Origin of the sequence: Demequina sp. (genome assembly GCF_047975725.1) — a bacterium.
GTDB lineage: Bacteria > Actinomycetota > Actinomycetes > Actinomycetales > Demequinaceae > Demequina.
Genome location: NZ_JBKEED010000026.1, coordinates 86958 through 104261 on the forward strand (window position 1 = coordinate 86958; position 17304 = coordinate 104261).

The 17304-nt window shown below is 69.7% G+C and carries 16 protein-coding genes and 1 riboswitch; of the genes, 8 read left to right on the forward strand and 8 right to left on the reverse strand.

What is annotated here, in order from left to right; all coding sequences use genetic code 11:
* Nucleotides 1-40 precede the first annotated feature (40 nt).
* From ACK5NO_RS09980 to ACK5NO_RS10000, 5 genes are all read left to right on the forward strand, one after another.
* On the forward strand, nt 41-571 hold the full coding sequence (locus ACK5NO_RS09980) for a GNAT family N-acetyltransferase (RefSeq protein ID WP_416812525.1): 531 nt from the start codon (nt 41-43) through the stop codon (nt 569-571).
* A 105-nt stretch (nt 572-676) separates the two neighbouring features.
* Complete coding sequence (locus ACK5NO_RS09985) at nt 677-1930, forward strand: polysaccharide pyruvyl transferase family protein (protein WP_416812526.1); 1254 nt, start codon at nt 677-679, stop codon at nt 1928-1930.
* A gap of 60 nt (nt 1931-1990) precedes the next feature.
* A riboswitch (ZMP/ZTP riboswitch) is annotated at nt 1991-2076 on the forward strand.
* Between the two features lie 48 nt (nt 2077-2124).
* Nucleotides 2125-3423, forward strand: a complete 1299-nt coding sequence (glyA, locus tag ACK5NO_RS09990) for a serine hydroxymethyltransferase (RefSeq protein WP_416812527.1) — start codon at nt 2125-2127, stop codon at nt 3421-3423.
* Nucleotides 3424-3434: 11 nt separating this feature from the next.
* Entirely contained in the window at nt 3435-4322 is an 888-nt protein-coding gene (locus tag ACK5NO_RS09995) for a bifunctional methylenetetrahydrofolate dehydrogenase/methenyltetrahydrofolate cyclohydrolase (RefSeq protein ID WP_416812528.1), read from the forward strand.
* Nucleotides 4322-5122 (forward strand): exodeoxyribonuclease III, encoded by an 801-nt coding sequence (locus tag ACK5NO_RS10000; protein WP_416812529.1) that lies wholly within the window; start codon nt 4322-4324, stop codon nt 5120-5122. Before ACK5NO_RS09995 ends, ACK5NO_RS10000 begins: the two co-directional genes overlap by 1 nt.
* A gap of 6 nt (nt 5123-5128) precedes the next feature.
* Here the strand turns inward: ACK5NO_RS10000 and ACK5NO_RS10005 are convergent, their stop codons facing one another.
* Nucleotides 5129-6358, reverse strand: coding sequence for a galactokinase (locus tag ACK5NO_RS10005; RefSeq protein WP_416812530.1), 1230 nt, complete (start codon nt 6356-6358; stop codon nt 5129-5131).
* An 82-nt stretch (nt 6359-6440) separates the two neighbouring features.
* Between ACK5NO_RS10005 and ACK5NO_RS10010 the strand changes: the two genes are divergently transcribed.
* Nucleotides 6441-7199 carry a hypothetical protein gene (locus ACK5NO_RS10010; protein WP_416812531.1) on the forward strand — a complete coding sequence of 253 codons (759 nt, stop codon included), beginning with the start codon at nt 6441-6443 and terminating at the stop codon, nt 7197-7199.
* Between the two features lie 20 nt (nt 7200-7219).
* On the opposite strand, the gene ACK5NO_RS10015 is transcribed toward ACK5NO_RS10010, so the two are convergent.
* Nucleotides 7220-8344 (reverse strand): P-loop NTPase, encoded by a 1125-nt coding sequence (locus ACK5NO_RS10015; RefSeq protein ID WP_416812532.1) that lies wholly within the window; start codon nt 8342-8344, stop codon nt 7220-7222.
* A gap of 206 nt (nt 8345-8550) precedes the next feature.
* On the opposite strand from ACK5NO_RS10015, the gene ACK5NO_RS10020 reads away from it, so the two are divergent.
* A complete protein-coding gene (locus ACK5NO_RS10020) occupies nt 8551-9246 on the forward strand; it encodes a hypothetical protein (protein ID WP_416812533.1) in 696 nt (231 codons plus the stop codon).
* 3 nt (nt 9247-9249) lie between these two features.
* On the opposite strand, the gene ACK5NO_RS10025 is transcribed toward ACK5NO_RS10020, so the two are convergent.
* The 3 genes from ACK5NO_RS10025 to ACK5NO_RS10035 are packed head-to-tail and all read right to left on the reverse strand — an operon-like array spanning nt 9250 to nt 12503.
* Complete coding sequence (locus ACK5NO_RS10025) at nt 9250-9774, reverse strand: DUF1003 domain-containing protein (RefSeq protein WP_416812534.1); 525 nt, start codon at nt 9772-9774, stop codon at nt 9250-9252.
* Nucleotides 9771-11045, reverse strand: coding sequence for a magnesium transporter MgtE N-terminal domain-containing protein (locus ACK5NO_RS10030; protein ID WP_416812535.1), 1275 nt, complete (start codon nt 11043-11045; stop codon nt 9771-9773). Before ACK5NO_RS10030 ends, ACK5NO_RS10025 begins: the two co-directional genes overlap by 4 nt.
* 48 nt (nt 11046-11093) lie before the next feature.
* Entirely contained in the window at nt 11094-12503 is a 1410-nt protein-coding gene (locus tag ACK5NO_RS10035; protein ID WP_416812536.1) for a pyridoxal phosphate-dependent decarboxylase family protein, read from the reverse strand.
* 96 nt (nt 12504-12599) lie between these two features.
* Here ACK5NO_RS10035 and ACK5NO_RS10040 point away from each other — a divergent pair, with 96 nt between their 5' ends.
* Nucleotides 12600-14000 carry a PLP-dependent aminotransferase family protein gene (locus tag ACK5NO_RS10040; RefSeq protein ID WP_416812537.1) on the forward strand — a complete coding sequence of 467 codons (1401 nt, stop codon included), beginning with the start codon at nt 12600-12602 and terminating at the stop codon, nt 13998-14000.
* Between the two features lie 125 nt (nt 14001-14125).
* Here the strand turns inward: ACK5NO_RS10040 and ACK5NO_RS10045 are convergent, their stop codons facing one another.
* The 3 genes from ACK5NO_RS10045 to ACK5NO_RS10055 form a co-directional block, all read right to left on the reverse strand.
* A complete protein-coding gene (locus tag ACK5NO_RS10045) occupies nt 14126-15106 on the reverse strand; it encodes an LLM class flavin-dependent oxidoreductase (RefSeq protein WP_416812538.1) in 981 nt (326 codons plus the stop codon).
* A gap of 107 nt (nt 15107-15213) precedes the next feature.
* A complete protein-coding gene (locus ACK5NO_RS10050; RefSeq protein WP_416812539.1) occupies nt 15214-16836 on the reverse strand; it encodes a hypothetical protein in 1623 nt (540 codons plus the stop codon).
* 122 nt (nt 16837-16958) lie between these two features.
* On the reverse strand, nt 16959-17135 hold the full coding sequence (locus ACK5NO_RS10055; protein ID WP_416812540.1) for a hypothetical protein: 177 nt from the start codon (nt 17133-17135) through the stop codon (nt 16959-16961).
* Nucleotides 17136-17304: the final 169 nt, after the last annotated feature.

The window sequence follows — 17304 nt, forward strand, 5'->3', positions numbered from 1 at the left end:
GGCTCACGCCGACAGGGGCGCATCCTGGCAAGATGGTGCCATGAGCGAAGGTCAGGTGCGGATCGACATTGTTACCGCGGACGATGCCGGTGAACTGCTGACGGTGCGCCGTGCGGCGTTCGTGGTCGAGGCGCAGTTGTACAACGACCCCAACATCCCCGCCCTCACCCAGACGCTTGAGGAACTTGAGGTCGACCTCGAGTCTGACGACGTGGTGACGCTTGGCGCGTGGGAAGGCCACCGTCTCGTGGGATCTATTCGAGTGGGGATCGACGGCGACAAGGCCACGATCGGCCGTCTCGCGGTGACGCCCGACAAGCAGGGTCGCGGCATTGGCACGCAGCTGTTGTTCGCGGTGCTGGGGCACCTTCCCGAGTCCACGCGTGAGGTGTGGGTGTTCACGGGCCAGAACTCCAAGCACAACATTGCGCTGTACAACAAGGCCGGGTACGAGCACCAGTTCGACCAGGTTGCGGGCGACCTCACCTACGCCTACCTGCGCAAGGTCCTCGAATCCGGCGCGATTGTCGACGACTCCCTCGACGAGAACGCCGTCCGCGGCGACAATTGACGGTCACAAACCGCTGACGCACCGAGACAATGGCGACGGACGTGCTTCGGGCGCGGTGCGGCGGTCGCCGCAGCCGCACCCTCGTCACGGGAGAGGTGGTGTGTGATGCGCTGGCTTGAGCGAAGGGGCTCCGCCGACGCGACGCCTCGGAACCGTGCCCACCGCGAGCGGGCTGCGATCCCGGGCCACCGGGTGCTCGCCGTCGGTGCCTATGAACGCGACAACTTTGGGGACTTGCTCTTCCTCGAGGTCACCGAGGCGCTGTGTGCGGGCGCCTCCGTCACCGCCAGTTCTGTCATCGCCGCTGACATGACGCGTGAGTTCGGCCGCGCCATTACGACATACGCCCACGAACTCCGTGCGCACACGTTTGACGTGGTGTGGAGTGTCGGCGGTGAACTCGGCAGGGTCAATACGTCCGCTGCGCTCAAGTACTCACTCCCGCCTGCGGCGTTCGCCAGCCTGACGAGTCTCGATGAGACGGCCCGTCGACCGTTGGTGGAGCAGCTGACCGGCATGCCGCACCAGGACCTGGTGTACGTGCCGGATCTGACCCAGTTCTCCCTCAACAGCGGTGCGCGCCAGGTGATCCACTCGGCGGGGTTGTCCGGAATCTCCACCCTGCGCCCCGAGCAGCAGGAACGGATCGTCGCCCGCCTGAGCCGCGCGGCGAGCATCACGGTGCGCGACAACGAGAGCGGCGCGGTGCTCGCGGAGCGCGGCATCACAGCGGATGTGTCGCCTGACGTGGTGCACGCGCTGCCACTGCTGTTCCCCCACGTTCTCGAGGACCGCCACGACTCGATCTGCTTCCACGCCGCCGCCACCTGCATGCAGCGTGCCGGCACCGAGCGCGTAGGCGAGGCGCTCGCGGCGCTCGCGGCCGCAGCGGACACGGACGTGCTGCTGTTTGTCGCCGGCACCGCGTTCGGCCACGATTCCGTCGAGCGCTACCAGGAAGTGGTGCGCTACCTCGCCGCCAAGCACCCGCGGGTGGGCGTGCGCATCAGCGGGTCACGCGACCCCATGGACCTCGCCAAGGAGGTGGCCGGCTCGCGCATCTGGATCGGCACGTCGCTGCACGGCCGCATTATCGCTGCCTCCGCAGGCGTGCCGCGCGTGTCGCTGTCCAAGGCGATCGATCGGCCCGACCCGGCAGAGAAGACGGCCCGTTACTCGCGCACCTGGGACGGGGAGATGCCCTACGCGACTCCGTTGAACGACGTGGTCAACGCCTACACCGCTGCGGTGGCGGAAGAGACCAGCGCGCGCGGCGTCGAGACCGGCCGCGACCTTGCCCTCCAGGCGCTCGTGACCGGCCGTCGCGCGGCCGGAAGGGCGCTCCCGCTGCGCGGCTAGGCGACGGCATGAGGCGACGGCGAACGCGAGGGTGACCCGCGCATCGGCCGTTGCTAGACTGGCGCGCGTCGCGACTGGCGCAGTGGGTTACCACGAGGGAGCGGCACTCATTCAAAGACTGTTGGTCGTACGCCTGGGCCAAGGTCACCGGACACCCGGCGGCCCACTCGCTGCCGCTACACCAAAGGAATGGCATGACCACTGACTCCAGCGCCACGCACGAGGTGATGAACGCCTCGCTGCAGGACTTCGACCCCGAGATCGCCCAGGTTCTCGAGCGCGAGCTCGGCCGCCAGCGCACCTACCTCGAGATGATCGCCTCGGAGAACTTTGTTCCCCGCGCGGTGCTCCAGGCGCAGGGCTCGGTGCTGACCAACAAGTACGCCGAGGGCTACCCCGGCCGTCGCTACTACGGCGGTTGTGAAGAGGTTGACGTCGCCGAGTCGATCGCGATCGAGCGCGCCAAGAGCCTGTTTGGCGCCGAGTACGCCAACGTCCAGCCCCACTCGGGCGCCACGGCCAACGCCGCCGTGCTGCACGCCCTCATCAACGCGGGCGACAAGATCATGGGTCTGTCGCTGGCTCACGGTGGACACCTCACCCACGGCATGAAGCTCAACTTCTCGGGCAAGCTCTACGACGTGGCTGCGTACGGCCTCGACGAGACCACGCACCGTATCGAGATGGACAAGGTGCGCGAGCTCGCGCTCGCCGAGCGCCCCGACGTCATCATCGCCGGCTGGTCGGCGTACCCCCGTCACCTCGACTTTGCGGCCTTCCGCGAGATCGCCGACGAGGTGGGCGCCAAGCTGTGGACCGACATGGCCCACTTCGCTGGCCTGGTCGCTGCGGGTCTGCACCCGAGCCCCGTTCCGCACTCGGACGTGGTCTCCACGACCATCCACAAGACCATCGGTGGCCCCCGCTCGGGCATGATCGTCTCGCGCGACACCGCGCTGGCCAAGAAGCTCAACTCCGCAGTGTTCCCGGGCCAGCAGGGTGGCCCGCTCATGCACGTGATCGCCGCCAAGGCCGTGGCCCTCAAGGCCGCCGCGGCTCCGGAGTTCAAGGAACGTCAGGAGCGCGTGCTCGAGGGCGCGCGCATCATTGCCGAGCGCCTCACGGCCGCCGATGCGGTGGAGGCTGGCGTCAATGTCGTCACCGGTGGCACGGACGTGCACCTGGTGCTCGCGGACCTGCGTCACTCGCCGCTGACCGGCCAGGACGCCGAGGACCTGCTGCACGAGGTGGGCATCACGGTGAACCGCAACGCGGTGCCGTTCGACCCCCGCCCGCCGATGGTCACCTCCGGCCTGCGTATCGGCACGCCTGCCCTGGCGAGCCGCGGCTTTGGTGCCGAAGAGTTCACCGAGGTTGCTGACGTGATCGCAGGCGCGCTCATCGGCGGCAAGGGCGCTGACATCGAAGGACTGCGCGCTCGCATCAAGAAGCTCGCGGACAACTTCCCGCTGTACGAGGGCCTGCAGCAGTAGTGGTGGCTTCGATGGCACCGCAGAAGCTGGATGGCACGGCCACGGCCGCGGCCATCAAGGCGGAGCTGACCGAGAGGGTCGCCGTGCTCGCTGAGCACGGCGTCACTCCCGGGCTCGGCACCCTCTTGGTGGGCGAGGACCCGGGCTCGACCTGGTACGTCGCTGGCAAGCACCGTGACTGCGCGGAGGTGGGTATCGCCTCGATCCGTGAGGACCTGCCTGCCAGTGCGACGCAGGACGAGATTGAGGCTGCGGTGCGCCGCCTCAACGAGGACCCTCAGTGCACGGGCTTCATCGTTCAGTTGCCGCTGCCTGCTGGCATCGACACCAACCGGGTGCTCGAGCTGATCGACCCCGACAAGGACGCCGACGGCCTGCACCCGACCAACCTGGGTCGCCTGGTGCTGCGCACCTCGGAGCCCGTCGAGTCGAGCCTGCCGTGCACTCCCAAGGGCATCATCGAACTCATCGAGCGTCACGGGGTGTCGCTGCGCGGCAAGCACGTGGTGGTCGTGGGACGTGGCACCACGGTGGGCCGGTCGATTGGCCTGCTGCTGACCCGCAAGGACGTCAATGCGACGGTGACCGCGTGCCACACCGGCACGGTGGACCTCGCCTCGCATACCCGCGTGGCCGACGTCATTGTTGCCGCCGCGGGAGTGCCCGGCATCATCACCGCTGACATGGTCAAGGCGGGCGCCGTGCTCATCGACGTGGGCGTGTCTCGCGTGACCGACCCGGCAACGGGCAAGTCCAAGGTGGCCGGGGACATTTCGGCCGATGCGGTCGCGACCTCCGCGTGGTACTCGCCCAATCCTGGGGGAGTGGGCCCGATGACCCGCGCGATGCTGCTGGCGAACGTGGTTGAGGCAAGTGAGAGGAAGGCAGGGATTCGCTGATGAGGATTGTGTCGGTCAACGTCAATGGCGTGCGTGCCGCGCTGCGCAAGGGCATGCTCGAGTGGCTTGAGGAAGTCGGCGCGGACGTGGTGTGCCTCCAAGAGGTGCGCGCACCCCAGGACCTGCTCGCCGCCCAGTTGGGCGACACGTGGCAGGTGGCCGACCACATCAGCGAGCAGAAGGGACGCAGCGGGGTGGCGATTCTGTCCCGGGGCGACCTGACCGACGTGCGCGCTGGCGCCGAGGTGCTGGGTGACAGCGCCTCGGCCGCCACCCACACGGGTCGGTGGGTGGAAGGCACCGTCGGCTCTCCCGCTGGGCCCGTCCGCGTGGTGTCGGTGTACGTGCACTCCGGCGAGGCCGGCACCCCCAAGATGGATGACAAGTACGCCTTCCTGGAGCTCATGACGGCCCGCCTCGCTCAGCTGGACGAGCAGTATGAGCGCGTGGTGGTGATGGGCGACATCAACATCGCCCACACCAACAACGACATCAAGAACTGGAAGGGCAACCTCAAGTCAGCGGGGTTCCTGCCCGAGGAGCGCGCCTACATCGACCGCTGGATTGAGGCGGGCTGGGTTGACGTCCACCGCATTCACTCGGGCGATGTGCCCGGCCCGTACACGTGGTGGTCGCAGCGCGGCAAGGCGTTCGACAACGACGCGGGCTGGCGTATCGACTACCAGCTCGCAAGCCCCGCACTCGCGGGTGCCGTGACCGAGGTCAGTGTGGGCCGTGCGCCGTCGTACGACACTCGCTGGTCGGACCACGCCCCGCTGATCGTCGACTACGCGCTGTAGGCCGCCTCACACCATCAGGAAGCGGGGCCGCGGGGCGCCGGCGTCGATAAACGCCTGGTCGATGCGCAGGGCCACCTCGTCGGCGGCCGAGCGGCGTACCAGGGCGATGACGGAGCCACCAAAGCCTGCGCCCACGAGCCGCGCGCCGAGCACTCCCGCGCGATAGGCGGCGTCCACGGCAAGGTTGAGTTCCGGCGAGGACACCCCGTAATCCACCTCGAGCGAGGCATGCGAGCGGAACAGCTGCCTGCCGATCTCCACGAACCTCTCCTGTGCGGGGCCCGTGTCGGCGAGCAACGCTGCGACGTCGGCGACGCGCTCGCTCTCGGTGACCACATGGCGGGCGCGCGAGCGCAAGAGTGGATCGGGCAGTGCGGCCACACGCTCGAGCGCGTCGGGGGTGCCCGCAAGGTGCCCCAGCTTCGCGACGCCCAAGGCGTGCGCGGCGGCCTCGCACTGACGTTGTCGCTCGCGAAAACCGGGGGTGCGTTGGCGCGCGCTGGAGCGCACATCGACCACGAGCAGGCCCAGTCCGTAGTCGGGAAAATACAGCGGGCAGTGGCGGGACGCAGGAGGTCGCGAGGCGAAGTCCATCTCGAGCGCCTCACCCTCGCGGCAGCGCAGTTGCGTGTGCTGGTCCAGCCCGCCCGTCGGCGACAGCGCAATGGCCTCTTCCCCATGGACGCAGGCTTCGGCGAGTTCGGCGTGTGATTCGTCCGAGTCCAGCGCCAGGCGCCACAGCGCGTTTACCGCAAGTGCGGTCGCGCACTCGAGCGCGCCCGACGATGCCAGGCCCGCATCGGCTGGGATGCATGAGGCGACGGCGAGGTCGAGGCCCGGTCCCTCGTAGCCGCGCTCCATGAGCGCCCACACGACTGACGCCACGTAGGCGGGCCAGCCCCGTGCGGTGTCGGGGGAGATCTCTGAAAGCCGTGCCTGCCAACGATCGCCGGGACCCGCGAAGGCTTGGGCGCCCTCGGACACCACCCGCAGCAGGTCGTCGTCCCGGACGCGCGCCGCGACGTAGGTCCGATGCGCGGTGACGGTGGGCAAGGTGAGCCCGCCGTTGTAGTCCGTGTGCTCGCCGATGACGGTCACGCGCCCTGGCGCTGACCACGCGCCCTCGGGATCGCCCTCCCAGGTCGCTTTGAACAGGGCCCGCGCCCGCATCTCGCCTTGACCGCGAGTCCACGCGTCGAGCCATTCCGGATGTGTGCGATCCGGTTCACTCCCCATGGGCGCCATTGTGCCAGCAGGGCCGATGCGTGAGAAGGGCGGGCGTACGATGGTGCCATTGCTTCTACGAGGAGGTCTTTCGATGTCCGACGGCACGCCCGAGCCCGTGAACACCGATCCCGTCAACGCCGAACCCGTGGCTGAGGGGGCCGCTCCCAAGAAGCCAATAGCCAGGCGCTCGGCTCCCAAGAAGCCGGCCGCGAGGAAGCCAGCCGCGAAGAAGGCCGCGGCCCAGACGTCCGCCGCGGAACCCCTTGTCGAAGAACCCCTTGTCGAAGAACCGCTTGTCGCCGAGCCTGCCATCGCCGAGCCTGCCCTCACCGAGCCCGAGTCCACTGCTGAGGTGACGCCAGCGCCCGAGCCAGCACCCGCATCGGCCGTGCAGGAACGACGCTCGGTGCTGGAATCCATCCGCCGCAACCGGATGGGTCCGCTGACCGCCGGTCTGGTGGTTGCCATCACGGTGGGGCTGCTGCTGTCGGTGCTCGTGCCCGAGGACCCGACGGTGCTGCCGCTGACGATCCTCGCGGCGCTCGTGGTCGCGGCTGTCGGCGCCACGGTGCGTGCGGTGTCCGTGTGCAAGGGGCTACGCCGTCAGATCGACGCCTTCATTGCCGCAGCATTGGGCGTTCACCTCATGGCCGTGACCGGCTCGGTGGGGGGCGGCAACGCGCTCCTTGACCTCATTGGCGCGGAGGGACCCGGCTTTGGTGACTCATTGCTCGCGGCCTTGACGGCACCGCCCGTGTCGTCAGGCGTGCTCCTCGCGGGGCTTGCGGCCGCGATCGTCGTGGGCTGGGGCGAGCGCAGCCGCGATCATGCCGCGCACCACGGTCACTGACGGTCGACCGCAAGCGGTCCTCAGCGCTTGACGGGAGTCACTCCCAAGGAGCGACCGGCGAGGCCGCGCTGGCGTGACGTGAGCGACCTGGCGATGGCCTGTAGCGCTTGGGCGGCGGCGGTGTCAGGGTCGCTGACCACCACGGGGGTGCCGTCGTCGCCCGCCTGGCGTGCGCGGATGTCGAGGGGAATCTGACCCAAGACGGGCACGGGGGTGCCGAGCGTCTTCGACAGCCGGTCTGCCACGACCTGGCCACCGCCCTCGCCGAACACATGGAGGCGCGAGCCGTCGGCCTGCTCCAGCCATGCCATGTTCTCGACCACGCCGACGACGTTCTGTGACGTCTGGGTGGCGATGGAGCCCGCGCGCTCGGCGACCCCTGCGGCGGCCGACTGCGGTGTGGTCACCACCACGAGTTCCGCGTGGGGAAGCAACTGAGCCACGGAGATGGCGATGTCGCCGGTGCCGGGCGGAAGGTCAAGAAGCAGCACGTCGAGGTCGCCCCAATAGACGTCGGCGAGGAACTGCTCGATGGCGCGGTGCAGCATGGGGCCACGCCACACCACGGGCTGGCCCTCGGGCACAAACATGCCGATGCTGACGGCCTTGACCTCGTGGGCGATGGGCGGCAGGAGCATGTCGTCCAGGCGCGTGGGCTGGCCCTTCACGCCGAGCATGCCGGGGATGGAGAACCCAAAGATGTCGGCGTCGAGCACGCCCACCTTGAGGCCGTCGGCGGCCATCGCGGCCGCGAGGTTGGCCGTCACGGTGGACTTGCCCACGCCGCCCTTGCCGGACGCGATCGCATAGACACGGGTCATGTTGCCGGGCTGAGTGAACTGGATGATGGGCTCGGGCTTGCCGCCACGAAGCTTGGAGCGCAGCGCGAGCCGCTGCTCCTCGTCCATCGCGCCCAACTCGATGCGGACCTCCTCGACACCGGAGACTTTCAGCGCCGCAGCCTTGACGTCGTCCGTAATGCGGTCCCTCATGGGACAGCCCGCGGTCGTCAGATCGATACCGATGGTGGCCAGCGCGCCGTCGACCTCGATGGAGCGCACCATGCCGATATCGGTGATGGGGCGGCGGATCTCGGGGTCAATGACGGTACTGAGGGCGCCGCGGAGCTGATCGACGGTAGGCATGTGCTCAATCGTAGGCGCTGGGCTCGTCGAGTTGGGCCGCTCGCGGGGTGCCGACCTCGTGCCGACTGGCCCCTTGCCACGCGGCCGTCCTCGCTTGGCTCATGATGTGAAATGCGCCACACGACGCGCCGGATTCCATTGCTGCCAGGGACTTTGCGTGGCACGATTCAGGCGAACGCACGCCGAGTCGGGGGAGGAGGTGGCGGGTGTCGTCGTCCCATACGTTCTACCCTGAGCGTGATCCGTGGCCTCCGGAGCCCGAGCCTGACGAGGCTGCCTCCGACGATCCGAGCGCACCGGTATCGCTCGAACTGCCCGTGGGGGTTGCTCCCGGTGCAGGCAGCCCCGGTGTCTCGCTCGCTGCCCAGCCCGCCCGTGCATCGGCCAGGCGTCCGCACGACCCGGCCTCCCGCATTCACCCGGCTCGTCCCGCCGCTGCCGGCCCCGTCGCGCAACCCCGCCACCTACGGCGCTGGGCCTTGGCGCCGCTGCTGTCGGGCGCGCTCGCGGGAGTGGGCGTGGTGTTCTATGCCTCGCTCTACGTGCTCGTCGGCCAGGAGATTTTGGCTGCGGCCATCATGATCGGATTGCTCGCAGGGGCAGGGATCAGGCTGGGAGGCGCGCAGGACCGTTGGTCGATCGCCTTCGTCGCAGGGGCGATCGGCTCCGCGGCCTGGTGCGTGGCAGCCGTGCTCGGCACGGCGCTCCTGGACACGGTGGGGGCGCAACTGACCTTGCAAGAGGCCCTGCTGACCGATGCGCAGTCGCCTCTGGCAGCGATCGAGCGTCAACTGCAGGAACCGCTTCTGGTCGTGATCGCGGTGGGCCTCGTGATCTGTGGCGCGATCGTGTCGACGGCCACCTTCACGCGCGGCAGGCGACGCGAGCCCGGCGTGTGGTGAACGCTATCCGCGCTCGCGTTCGTCGTGCGTGCGCGAAGCCCTGTCGTCTTCGTCGTCCTGACGCTGAAGCTCCTCAAGCAGCGCCCGCAGTTCCGAGCGTACAAAGTCACGCGTCGCCGTCTCGTTGACGGCCTGACGCAACGAGGCCACCTCGCGGGCAAGGTACTCGGTGTCCGCGAGCGAGCGCTCCGCACGCTGGCGGTCCTGCTCCGCAGCCACGCGGTCGCGGTCATCTTGCCGGTTCTGCGCGAGCAGGATCAGCGGCGCGGCGTAGGAGGCCTGGAGCGACAGCACGAGCGTCAGGGCCGTGAAGCCCAGCGCGGCATCGTCAAAGCGCAGGCTCGCCGGAGCCCAGGTGTTCCACGCGAGCCACGCGGCACAAAACACGGTGAGGTAGACCAGAAAGCGGGGGGTGCCCAGGAACCGAGCAATGCCCTCCGACACCGCACCAAAGCGGTCGGAGCCTTTGCGCCGCCGCTGCCAGAACCGCCCCTGCTCGGCCTTGGGGCGATCGAGCCGCCCGCTCACCGGGTGACCTCCGGCTGATCGTCATCGAGGTGGTCGCGCCAGTCACGGGGAAGCAGGTGGTCGAGCACGTCATCGATCGAGATGGCGCCCAGCAGGCGGTGGTCGTCGTCGGTCACTGGCAGCGCGAGGATGTCGTACGCGGCCATGCGGCGTGACACCTCCGCGAGAGAGTCGTGCGGCGCGAGCGGCTCGATCGCCGCATCGCAGAAGTTGCCGATCGACTCGTGGGGCGCCTCGCGCAACAGGCGCTGCAGGTGAACCAAACCGATGAATCGGCCCGTCGGTGCCTCCAGCGGCGGGCGTACCACGAACACCATCGACGCGAGGGCGGGGGGCAGTTCTTGCTTGCGCACCAGCGCCAAGCAACTGGCGACGGAAGCCTCAGGGCTGACGATCACCGGCTCGGTAGTCATCAGTCCGCCAGCGGTGTCGTCCTCGTAGCTCATCAGCTGGCGCACCTGCTCGGCGTCCTCTGGCTCCATCAGTTCGAGCAGCGCCGCCGCCTCGTCCGCCGGCAGGTCACCCAGCAAGTCGGCCGCGTCGTCCGGCTCCATGGCTTCGAGCACGTCGGCCGCGCGGTCCGAGCGCAACGTGCCAAGCAGGGAGATCTGGTCCTCTTCAGGAAGCTCCTCGAGGACGTCCGCCAGGCGCTCGTCGTCCAGCGCCGCCGCGATCTCAGCCGAGCGCGCAGGGGACATCTCCATGAGCGCCGCCGCGAGGTCAGCAGGCTTGTGGTCGGCGAAGCGTTGGATCACGAGCTGCGCACCCTGCACCTCGTCGCGCTTCATCAGCCCCGTGACGTCGTCGAGGCCCACCACGACGGCCTCGCCGCGGCGCGAGAAGCCCAGCACGCCCTTGCGGCGCTCGGCCTTGCGCACGTACAACTTGGAAACCGCCCAAGTGCCGCCGCGCATCGGCTCAATGGCGATGTCCTCGATGTACGCCCGCTCGCGGCCCGCCTTGATGGTCACCGAGCGTTCGAGCAGTTCCGCGATCGCAAGGGTTTCGGAGGCGCGGGCCTTGAAGCGGCGCAGGTTCAGCACGCCGGTGCAAATCACCTGGCCCGGGGCGATCGAGGTGACGCGGGTCAGCGGCAGGAACACGCGTCTCCTGCCAGGAACCTCGACGACCAGGCCCACCGCGACGGGGGCGGAGCCGCGGCGCATCAGAATCACGACGTCACGCACCCGGCCCACGGCGTCGCCGATGGGGTCGAAGACGGTGGTGCCGGCGAGGCGTGCGACGTAGACGCGCTCCACGGGCTGGCTCATGCGCTCAGCCTAACGGCGCAGCCGCGCGCTCCAGCGGTGCCGCGCGGTTCACCCTCGCACGCGTCGCCAGCACTCGAGAATCGCGTGAGCGGAGGCATCAACGTCGTCGGCAGTGGTCGCCGCGTCCGACACGGACAGCCGCATGGCCCTGCGCCCGTGCCAGGTGGTGCCGCCCGCCCAGCACGTGCCGTCCTCCTCGACCGCGGCCAGCACCGCATCGGTCGTGACGTCGTCGTCGAAGGCGACCAGGACCTGGTTGAGCTGCACGGGGGCGAGCACCTGTGCGCCCCCGGCCGCCAGCGCATCGGCCAGGCGTCGTGCATGGGTGCACGTGCGCTCGATGAGCGCCGCGAGTCCCTCGGCGCCGTGGCTGGCGAGCATCGCCCAGGCCTCCACGGCGCGGGCGCGCTGCGAGATCTGGATTCCCTTGTTCATCGGCGAGTTGCCCGCGAAGGGGATGTAGGGAGCGTGCGCGGCGCAGGCGCGGTGGAGGTCCTCTGCCTCGCGCACGATCACGATGCCGCTGTCGTAGGGAAGTGACAACCACTTGTGGCCGTCCGTCGCCCAGGAGTCGGCGAGGTCGACACCGCGCACCTGAGCCGCCATCGCCGGGCTCGCGGCCGCCCACAGGCCAAAGGCGCCGTCGACGTGCACCCATCCACCGCGCTCGCGGACGCCGGGGATGATCTGCGCGAACGGGTCCGAGGCGCCGGTATTGACGTTGCCGGCCTGCAGCAGCACGAGGGTGAGGGCATCGGTGTCCTGCGGGAAGTGGTCCGCGTCGACCGCTCCCTTGGCGTCCGTGGGCACGCGCTCGATCTGCGACTCGCCCAGGCCCGCCAGGCGCAGTGCCTTGAGCGCCGAGGCGTGGACCTCGTCGCCCACGACGACCCGCAGTCGCGGCGCGCCCTGGAGTCCATCGCGGGCAACCGACCAGCCCGCGCGTGCGAGCAGGGCGTCGCGCCCCGCGATGATCCCGGTGAGGTTGGCGACCGTCGCCCCGCCGTTGAAGGCCGCCGCGGCGGTGGAGGGCAGCCCCAGTGCCTGGATAACCCAACGGCACGCGACCGCGTCGATGGCCTCCGCGACGGGGGATCCTGCACCGGCGTTCTGGTCCCAGGCGCCCGCGAGGATCGCGGCGGCCTGCGCGGCCGGATCGGTGCCGCCCGTGACGAACCCAAAGTAGCGGCCCGCATTGACGACGGTCGTCGCGGCGGAGCCGAACGCGTCGAGTTCGGCGAGTACCTCGCGGGCGTGGCGTCCGCGCGTGGGCAGGGGGGTGTCGAACGCGGCGAGGGCCTCCACCGCGTCGCGTGGCGGGTAGACGGGCCGATGCGGGGCGTTCGCCACGTACGAGCCGGCCCGGCGAGCGGCTTCCGTGATCAGGCCGATGCGCTCTCGGGTGTGCGAGATCGAGGTGGGGTTGGTGCGGGTCCGGTCGAGCGCGGTGGTGTCCATGGCGACAGCCTGACGGCCACTGGCACCCCAGGAAAAGGGCCAGACGGCGAGCGGGTGGCCCTTGTCGTTCGGTGCCAGTTTTGGTGTGATGGCCCCATGCGCACCACCGCCGACCAACTCCGCGACGTCCTCGACCACTGGCAGTCGGGCACGGGACCGCTGTACTCCCAGCTCGCCGATGCGATCGTCTCGCTCGCGGAGGCAGGCTCGCTCGACCACGGCACGCGCCTGCCGTCGGAGCGTGCGCTCGCCGAGGCGTTGCACCTGTCGCGCAACACGGTCACGGCCGCGTACCAGCGACTGCGCGACGACGAATGGCTTGAGGTCCGGCCCGGCGCGGCGCCCACGCTCGGTGCCCGTGCCCGTGGCCTCGACGGCATGTCGTACCAGGACCGATTCGCCAAGATCCTGCCGGGCACCCAGGCACCGTTGGTGGGGCTCAGCTCGGCGTGCCCGCCCCCGGCGCCCGTGGTCACCCGTGCATTGCGCGACCCGGGCGCGCTCCTCGACGGGGCCCTGGCGCAGGGCACGGGGTATGCGGCGCTCGGGGACCCTGACCTGGTCCGGGCGATCGTGGCTCACCTGCGTGCTCGCGGAATCCCCGCGCAACCGGACGAGATTGTGGTCACCGCCGGCGGGCAGCAGGCTCTGTGGCTGGCCGTGACCGCGCTCGCGGGCCCGTCATGCCCCGTGGCGATGGAGGCCGTCGCCTACCCAGGCGTGTTCGACGCGATCGGCTCGGCCGGTTCGCGACCGCTGGCCTTGCCCATGCGGCCCGACGGGCTGGACGTGGCCGCCTCCATCAAACTGATGCGCGCCGCGCAACCGGACGTCGCCTACCTCACCAGCTTCCAGAACCCCACCGGCACGGTGCTCGCCGAGGAGGATGCGCATCGGCTCCTTGCAGCGGCCAAGGACGCCGGGACGACCATCATCGACGACCGCATCACGGCCGACCTCGCTCTCACCGGGCGTCCCCGCACCCCGTTCGCGGCACTCGGCACGGGCGCGTCCGTGGTGACCGTCGGGGGACTGTCGAAGGTCTTCTGGGGTGGCCTGCGCATTGGCTGGTTGCATGCCAACGCGACCCTCGCCACCCAACTTCGCAACCGCAAGGCGGCCATGGACCTGGGCAGCCCCGCCTTCTTCCAGGTCTTGGCGACCAAGTTCCTCACCGAGGACTACGACGCGACCGTCGCGTGGCGGCTCGAGGCGTTGCGCGAGTCCCTCGCCGCGACGGTGGACGCGATCGTCGAGCACGGGCTGGATTGGGAGTTCCGCACGCCCGACGGCGGCCCGAGCCTGTGGGTGCGCATTCCCGGTGGCAACGCGGAGCGCTTCGCTGCGCGCGCGAGCGACGCCGGGGTGCCCGTCGCGCCGGGGACGGCCTTCGAGGTCATTCCCGGCGGCGGCACCGAGTACTTCCGGCTGCCGTTTTATTTGCCGCCAGACGAGATGCGGCTGGGGATCAAGATCCTCGCGGACCGCGCGGCCTGATAGCGGCCCCAGCGCCACCTTGCCCCCATGCACGCCCCGCCGCCGAACGTGGGACATGAGTGTCACCCACGGGGGTCAAATGAGCACTCATGTCCCACCGGCGCGCACCGGAGGACTCCAGGGGGCTAGCCGGCAGCGGTCAGCCGCACGGACTCGACGCGGGCGTCGGCCTCGATCGCCACGTGAGCCGTGATGACCTCGTGCGCCCCCACCGAGGCGGCAAAGTCGTCGAGCCATGCCCGCGCATCGGCCCCCGTGCCCACCGCGGTGCAGCGCATCATGTCGGCCATCGCGGCGCCCTGAGCGGAGGCGAGGAAGGCGTCGATCTCAGCGTCGGAGTGCTCGGGTGTGGCCGGGCCGCGCTTGAGCATGCCCCGCACCCGCCAGCGCCTCGCGGCGAGGAACTGCTCCCGGGCCTCATCGGCATCGGAGGCGGCGGCCACGTTCGCGGCGACGATGAAGTACGGCTCGGCGAGCTGCTCGCTGGGCTGGAAGGTGTCGAGGTAGGTCGCCGCTGCCTGGTGCAGCGCCGCGGGGGCGAAGTGCGAGGCGAACGCATAGGGCAGTCCCAGCTGCGCCGCCAGCTGCGCTCCGAATAGCGAGGAGCCCAGGATGTACAGCGGCACCTGGGTGCCCTTGCCCGGAGTGGCCTCGACGCCGTGGACGCGAGTCTCGTCGCCCAGGTAGCCCTGAAGTTCGACGACGTCGCGGGGGAAGGCATCGGCGTCCTGCGGGGTACGTCGCAGCGCGGCAAACACCGCGCGGTCGCCTCCTGGTGCGCGTCCGAGCCCCAGGTCGATCCGCCCCGGGTGGAGCTCGGCGAGGGTGCCAAACTGCTCCGCGATCGCGAGCGGCGAGTGGTTGGGCAGCATGACGCCGCCAGCGCCCAACCGGATGCGCTCGGTGTGCGCTGCGACGTGCGCGATCAGCACGCTCGTCGCTGACGAGGCGATGCGGTCGATGTTGTGATGTTCGGCGTACCAGACGCGCTCGTACCCCGCCTGCTCCGCGGCCTGTGCGAGCGCGACGGAGTGCCGGAAGGCGTCCCGGGGGCGCTCGCCGAGGGCGATCGGGGCGAGATCGAGGACGGACAACGGGACAGACATGGAACTCCAAGCGCAGGCGGGGATCAGGGTGCTTCAGCGCAACGCTGAGAACGCCGCCAGTATGCCTGCCCGTTCAGAGCGCAAAAACCGATGGCAGCCCGGAAGCCTTAGGAAGGTGAGTCGCCGCCCAAGGGTGCCAGCGCATCGGCCGCACTGGCGGGGTCGGAAGGCCCAGACCCGCCCGAGCCGCCCGAGCCACCCGAGCCGCCCGAGCCACCCGAGCCGCCCGAGCCGCCCGAGCCGCCCGACCCGCCGCTACCACCCGAGCCGCCCGACTCGTCCCGCGAACGACGAATCCGCGTCGTCACCAGGTGGATGACCGCCGCGAGCGCGAACGCCCCCGCGAACAAGCCGAGCGCGAGCGCGGGGCTTTCCATGAGCGTGGGGTCGATCAGCATGACCGCGGCGAGGACGAGCATGGTGACACCCGCGAACAGCTTGAGGAGTTCGCCGTGCTTGTCCTGCATCTTGGTGGCCTTCATGGTGGCCACGGCGATGCCAAAGATGATGAGTTCGTCGAGCAGGAACGGCACCATGTAGGCGATGAAGAGCCCTGCGGTTTCGGCGGGGCCGACGCCGTTGGCGTGCAGCATTCCGGTCCACAGCACGGGGAAGCCCGCCGTGCACGGCGTCTCGAGCAGGGACACGCCCACCGCCAACGCGATGGTCGCTCCGAGGGCGGGAAGCAGCCGCTCCTTGCCCGCCGCCTCCCGCATGCGGCGGTAGATGCCGGGCTTGTCTTCCTTGCGGATGGTGAAGGACACGCCCTTGCCGAACGCGAAGTAGTCCTTGACGGACACGATGCCGAAGATGCCAGCGATGGCGGCGACCGCCAGTTGGATCCAGCCCATGAATCCCACCACGGCGAGCGCCGAGTAGAACGCCGCCATGTACAGGCCGTACATCACCGCAGTAATGAAGAGGAAGGTGGTGCCGATCGCGATCACGCGTCGGCGGGAGTTGGCGCGCAGGACGATTGCGAGCAGCACCGACAGCACCCATAGCGAGCACGGGTTGATGCCGTCGACAAAGCCAATGACGATCGTCGAGACCAGCAACGAGTCTGCGGACAGGGTCACCTCGCCAAAGAGGGGGACGTCCACGACCGTCTGGGGTGGCTCGGCAGAGCACGCGCCCTCGTCGACGGAGCAGGTACCGGCACCGGCGGTGCCGAAGATGCCGGGGATGGGCGCACCGCCCGCGTCGACCGTCGCGATCGCGCCGGCCATGTCCTGGCGGATCTGGTCCGTCCAGCCCACCCACACGCGCTCGTCGACGATGGTCGTGGGTACGGCGCCTGCCTCAAAGCCCAGTCGCTCGGCCTCTTGCTCGAACAACGCCGCGTTGGCCTCGTCGTTCCACACCTCGTACTGCACGATGGTGAGGTCGGGGTACTGCTCCTGGACGGTTTCCAGCCACTCCTTCTCCTTGGCGCAGTTGGGGCAGCCGTCGCCCCAGAACAGCACCAGGTCGGCGTCCTCGTCGAGGGCCGATGCGGTGGTCGCCGCGGTCGTGGCCGCGTCCGTGTCGGAGGTGGTGTCAGCCGGCGCTGCCAGGGCTCCTGAAGCCAGGGCTCCGGCAGCGGATGCGCCTACGGCGTTGTCGCCGGAGTCGGCAGCCACGATGGCGCTGATCGCATTGCCGCCGCTCGCCAGGAGCAGCAGCAGAGCCAGGACGGCCCCACACAGGCCAGCGAGCACGCGTTGGGTACGCGTGAAGGATGCGTGCATGGGCGCTCCTGGGTCCGGGGTGTCCGGTATGGACAGTCTTGGGCCAGGCTAGGTGCGCACCAGGCGGGATTCGCGGGTCATTGGTCCCGGCGTCAGCAGGGCCGATGCGCGGGCTGGCTCAGTCAGTACCCGTAGCCCAGGGCGATACCCGCCAAGGGTTGCCACGTGGTCTCGCAGGCGCGGTCGGCCGTCGACGCGGTCGGGGCCTCGTAGCACGACGTGGCGGCCCCCACCGGGACCAGGAAAACCGCGGCGAGGACCGCGGCCAGGACGATGGCGCCCGCGATGATGACTGTCATGGCGCCAATCATGACCGATTGCGCGAAATTAGTGGCTCCCGCTGCGGTAGGAACCCGGCCGCTGGGCGGATGTTCGTTCTTGGTCGTCCCCGAGCACTGGCGGGGCCACCGGTGCGACGAGTTACGCGCACGGGATCACTGCGCGGGCGATGAGGTGTCGTGATTGCGA